Raw genomic sequence first — 4600 nt, forward strand, 5'->3', positions numbered from 1 at the left:
TGTGTATAAGAGACAGGCCTCACCCCGCTCGTCCGCCTCGTCTCGTTCGCCCGGGCCGGGGTCCCCGCCGCCACCATGGGCCTCGGCCCCGTACCGGCCACCCGGGCCGCGCTCGGCCGCGCCGGGCTGACCCTCGCCGACCTCGACCTCATCGAGATCAACGAGGCCTTCGCCGCCCAGGTCCTGGCCTGCACCCGCGAGCTCGGCCTCGGCGAGAGCGACCACGAGCAGCGGATCAACGTCAACGGCTCCGGGGTCTCCCTCGGCCACCCGGTCGGCGCCACCGGCGCCCGGATCCTCGCCACCCTGGCCCGCGAGATGCACCGCGGCGAGGCCCGCTACGGCCTGGAGACCATGTGCATCGGCGGCGGCCAGGGCCTCGCCGCGGTCTTCGAGCGCGTCCGCGCCTGACACCCCCGGCGCCGAAGCCGGGCGCTTGCGCCTGACACCCCCGTCCCCCCTCCTGCACCACCCACGCCGCCGTCCCCGAACCACCCCCGCGGCGCAGGGCGCGCCGGGCCGCGCCCTGATCCGTCATGCCCCCATCCGCTTGATCAACGACGTTCACGGGAGCCACCTATGAGTGCGTCCACCGCAACCGCGCGCGAGAAGACGAAGGCCGCCAACCGGGCCGGTTTCGGAGCCTTCATCGGCTCCACCATCGAGTGGTTCGACTTCTACATCTACGGCACCGCGGCGGCGCTCGTCTTCGACAAGGTGTTCTTCCCCGAACTCGAAGGCGCCATAGGCACACTGGTCGCCTTCGCCACCTTCTGGGTCGGCTTCCTCGCCCGTCCCCTCGGCGGCATCGTCTTCGGCCACTACGGCGACCGGCTCGGCCGCAAGAAGACCCTCGTCATCACCCTGCTGATGATGGGCATCTCCACCACCGCGATCGGGCTGCTCCCCGGCTACGCCTCCATCGGCATCGCCGCCCCGATCCTGCTGGTCCTCATCCGCATGATCCAGGGCATCGGCCTCGGCGGCGAGTGGGGCGGCTCCGTCCTCATCGCCTCCGAACACGCCCCGAAGGGCAAGTCGGTGCTGTACGGGGCGTTCGCCCAGCAGGGCTCGCCCGTCGGCAACACCCTCTCCACCCTGAGCTTCCTCGCCATCAGCCAGCTCCCCGACGACGCCTTCGTGGCGTGGGGCTGGCGGGTGCCCTTCCTCGCCTCCGCCGCCCTCGTGATCGTCGGCCTGTTCGTGCGCCTGAAGGTCGCCGAGTCGCCCGCCATGGCCGGCCTCATCAAGAAGAAGGAGGTCGTCAAGCTTCCGCTGACCGAGGTCCTGCGCAGCCACCCCATGCTGATCGTCCTCGGCATCGGCGCCTGCACCATCGGCCTGTCGGCCACCTACTTCAAGTCGACGTTCGCCCTGTCCTGGGCCACCAGTTCGCTCGGCTTCGACCGCAGCTCGTTCCTGACGATCATCCTCGTCGCCAACATCACGCAGATCATCGTCCAGCCCTTCGGCGCGGTCATCGCCACGAGGATGAAGAGCTGGTCGCGCGCCGTGACGGTGATGCTGGTACCCGAACTGATCCTGATGCCCGTGATGTTCGTCCTCATCAGCACCGAGAACTACGGCCTGGCCATGGTCGGCGTCGCCGTCGCCACCATCCCGCACTGCCTCTACTACGCCGCCCTCGCCGGCATGCTGGCGAGCCGTTTCCCCGCACACGTCCGCTACACCGGCATCTCGCTCTGCTACCAGCTCTGCGGCACCCTGCTGGGCGGTACGACCCCGATCATCGGCCAGTTCCTGCTCAACCGGACCGGCTCCATCACCGCGGTCATCGCCTACGCCGTGTTCCAGGTGGCCCTCACCCTCGGCTGCATGCTCCTGCTGCTCAGGCGCCCCAACCACGACGAGCTGGCCGCCGACCGCACCGAGGCGCCCCGCACCGCCCCCGCCACCGCCTGACCGCACCCCGGACCGAACAGAACGGAGCACCACCGATGCCCCTGACCGTGCACGGCATCCCGGAGATCCTCGCCCTCGGCGGGCGCGACCTCGGGCACTCCGGCTGGAAGGAGGTCACCCAGGAGCTGATCGACGCCTACGCGGACGTCTCCGGGGACCACCAGTGGATCCACACCGACACCGCCCGTGCCGCCGAGGGCCCGTACGGCCGCACCATCGCCCACGGGTACATGGTGCTGAGCTGGGGCATCCCGATGTTCGGCGAACTGCTCCAGGTCACCGGCGTCGGCCGCGCCCTCAACTACGGGGTGAACCGGGTCAGGCACCCCGCGCCCGTCCCCGTCGGCGGCCGGGTCCGGCTGCACGCCTCGGTCGCCGGGGTGCGGGAGGTGGCCCGGGGCGGCGTGCAGATGACCCGGGCCTTCACCTTCGAGCTCGAAGGGTCCCCGAAGCCGGCCTGCGTCGCGGAATCGCTGACGCACTTCTGTCCCTGAGGGCGTCACCCGGCGTCCCGGGGCGCGCCGGCACGGGGGCCGCACGTACGGCGCCGGGCCGCGCTCCGTCCCAGGAGCGCGGCCCGGCGGGGGACCGGCCGTCTGTCAGCGGACGGCGGGCTCCGGCCGCGGCGCGCGTTCCGGAGCGTTCTCGGGCGCGGACAGGTGGTCCTCCACCGCGTCCGGGTCGATCAGCCGGTTCAGCCGGGCCGGCACGTCGAAGCCGACCAGCACCACCACGATCACCGTGCCCGCGAAGGTCAGCACCGCCAGTGCCTGCCCGAGATCCATCCCGGACGCCAGGTGCGCCCCGAGCACCGGGGCCACGGCCCCGCCGAGCGCCCCGACGTTGTACGTGAAGCCCAGCGCGGCGCCACGGCTCGCGGTGGGGAAGTGGCCCCCGATCCAGCGCGGCAGCAGCCCGGAGATACCGAAGCTCGTCGCCTGGAGCAGGAAGAGCAGGCAGCCCAGCAGCAACAGGTTGTCGTGCACCGCGAAGACCGGGTAGACGAAGGCGAGCGAGGCCAGCAGCGTGAACGCGTACGCCTTCTTCGCGCCGATGCGGTCACCGAGGAAGCCCGCCGTCCAGCAGCCCACCATGGTGCCGAAGCCCGCGAAGTACAGGACGTCGGTGACCTGGTCGGTGCTGTAGCCCAGGTCCGACTTGAGATAGGTGGGCAGCAGCGCCTGGATGGGCCAGGAGTACAGGAACGCGAAGAACAGCGCCACGATCATCGACAGGTACAGCAGCCAGCCGCGCTTCCCGCCCAGCTGCACCGCGAACGCGGCGAGGGAGAGGCCCGCGACCACCGAGAGCACCGGAACCATGCCCCCGCCGCTCGGGGTGAAGACCATGAAGAGCGAAACGGTGGCCGCGACCACCAGGACCAGGTTGACCAGGGCCAGCCTCCTGGTGCGGAACAGCGGCCGGAAGGGGTTGGGCTTGGCGCCCTGGTCCGCGACGTCCGCGGTCCACTCCTCGGCCTCCGGCAGCGCCCGGCGCATCCACAGCGCGACCGCGATCGGGATCAGACCCAGATAGAACATCCACCGCCAGCCCAGCGAGGGCACCACCCAGGTGTAGACCTGCGCGGCGAGGACCGAACCGACGGAGAAACCGGAGATCAGGAAGCCGCTGGCCCGGCTGCGCAGCCGGGCGGGCCAGCTCTCCATGACGTACGTGGCGCTGGCGCTGTACTCCCCGGCCATGCCCATGCCGATGGCGAGCCGGGCCGCGAAGAGGCTGTGGTAGTTCCAGGCGAACCCGCAGGCGAAGGTGCCCAGCGAGTAGAGCAGGATGCTCACCACCATGGAGAGCTTGCGGCCGTACCGGTCGCCGAGTGCGCCCAGTGCGGCACCCCCCAGCCACCGGGTGATGAAGGCACCGGAGACCAGGCTGGCCGCCTGGACCGTGCTCAGCCCGAAGTCGTCACTGATCTCGGTGAGGACGAGCGTGATCAGGACGAAGTCGAACCCGTCGAGGACGTAGCCGATCCAGGCGGCGAAGAAGGACTTCCACTGGGTACCGCTCACCTCGCGGTACCAGGGGAGCGTGGGGGGAGTTTTCTGCACGGTGTGCTCCAGGATGCGGGACGGCTCGTCGTTGAGACCGTCCCGCGTGGTGAGGGCTGCTCAGGGCCGGGCGAGCCCGGCGACGAAGCGGGAGGTCAGGGCGGTGGGTGCGGTGATGGCCGTACCGACCACGACGCTGTGGGCGCCGCGGGCGACGGCCTCGGCAGCCTCCTCGGGGGTATTGATACGGCCTTCGGCGACGACCGGTACAGAGATCGCGGCCGAGAGAGATGTCACAAGCTCGAGGTCGGGGCCCGTCTGCTTCGGGGTCCCCGGCACATAGCCGGACAGGGTGGTCGAGACGAAGTCCGCCCCCTGCGCGGCGGCGGCGATCCCCTCGGCGAGCGTGGAGACGTCCGCCATGACCAGGGCGCCCGCCGCGTGCACGGCGTCGACCAGCTCGGCGAAGGTCGAGCCGTCGGGGCGCGGCCGGTCGGTGGCGTCGGCGGCGACGACGGCCGCGCCGGCGTCCACGATCGCCAGGGCGTGCCGGACGGTCGGGGTGATGTAGACGCCGGTGTCGCCGTCCTTCCACAGACCGATGACCGGCAGGTCCACGGCCTCGGTGATCGCGGCGACGACCTCCGGCTCGTTGGCGCGGATCGCGGAGC

At 71.1% G+C, this 4600-nt stretch carries 4 protein-coding genes and 1 pseudogene; 3 read left to right on the forward strand and 2 right to left on the reverse strand.

The features are described 5' to 3' along the window. The 3 genes and pseudogenes from IH13_RS0120795 to IH13_RS0120805 form a co-directional block, all read left to right on the forward strand. A pseudogene (locus tag IH13_RS0120795) lies at positions 1 to 411 on the forward strand (acetyl-CoA C-acyltransferase); the annotation flags it as partial. A gap of 168 nt (positions 412 to 579) precedes the next feature. After that, the gene (locus tag IH13_RS0120800) at positions 580 to 1923 is read left to right on the forward strand and encodes an MFS transporter (protein WP_031086635.1); all 1344 of its coding nucleotides are present in this window, start codon (positions 580 to 582) and stop codon (positions 1921 to 1923) included. A gap of 35 nt (positions 1924 to 1958) precedes the next feature. Continuing rightward, positions 1959 to 2417, forward strand: coding sequence for a MaoC family dehydratase (locus tag IH13_RS0120805; RefSeq protein ID WP_031086636.1), 459 nt, complete (start codon positions 1959 to 1961; stop codon positions 2415 to 2417). A gap of 105 nt (positions 2418 to 2522) precedes the next feature. Here the strand turns inward: IH13_RS0120805 and IH13_RS0120810 are convergent, their stop codons facing one another. Together IH13_RS0120810 and IH13_RS0120815 are read right to left on the reverse strand one after the other, a co-directional pair. After that, entirely contained in the window at positions 2523 to 3989 is a 1467-nt protein-coding gene (locus tag IH13_RS0120810) for a sialate:H+ symport family MFS transporter (protein WP_031086637.1), read from the reverse strand. A gap of 60 nt (positions 3990 to 4049) precedes the next feature. Further along, positions 4050 to 4600, reverse strand: a 551-nt coding sequence (locus IH13_RS0120815; RefSeq protein WP_031086639.1) for an N-acetylmannosamine-6-phosphate 2-epimerase, incomplete at its 5' end; no start/stop codon positions are given.

It is taken from the genome of Streptomyces sp. NRRL WC-3549, assembly GCF_000721935.1.
In the GTDB taxonomy this organism is placed as follows: domain Bacteria; phylum Actinomycetota; class Actinomycetes; order Streptomycetales; family Streptomycetaceae; genus Streptomyces.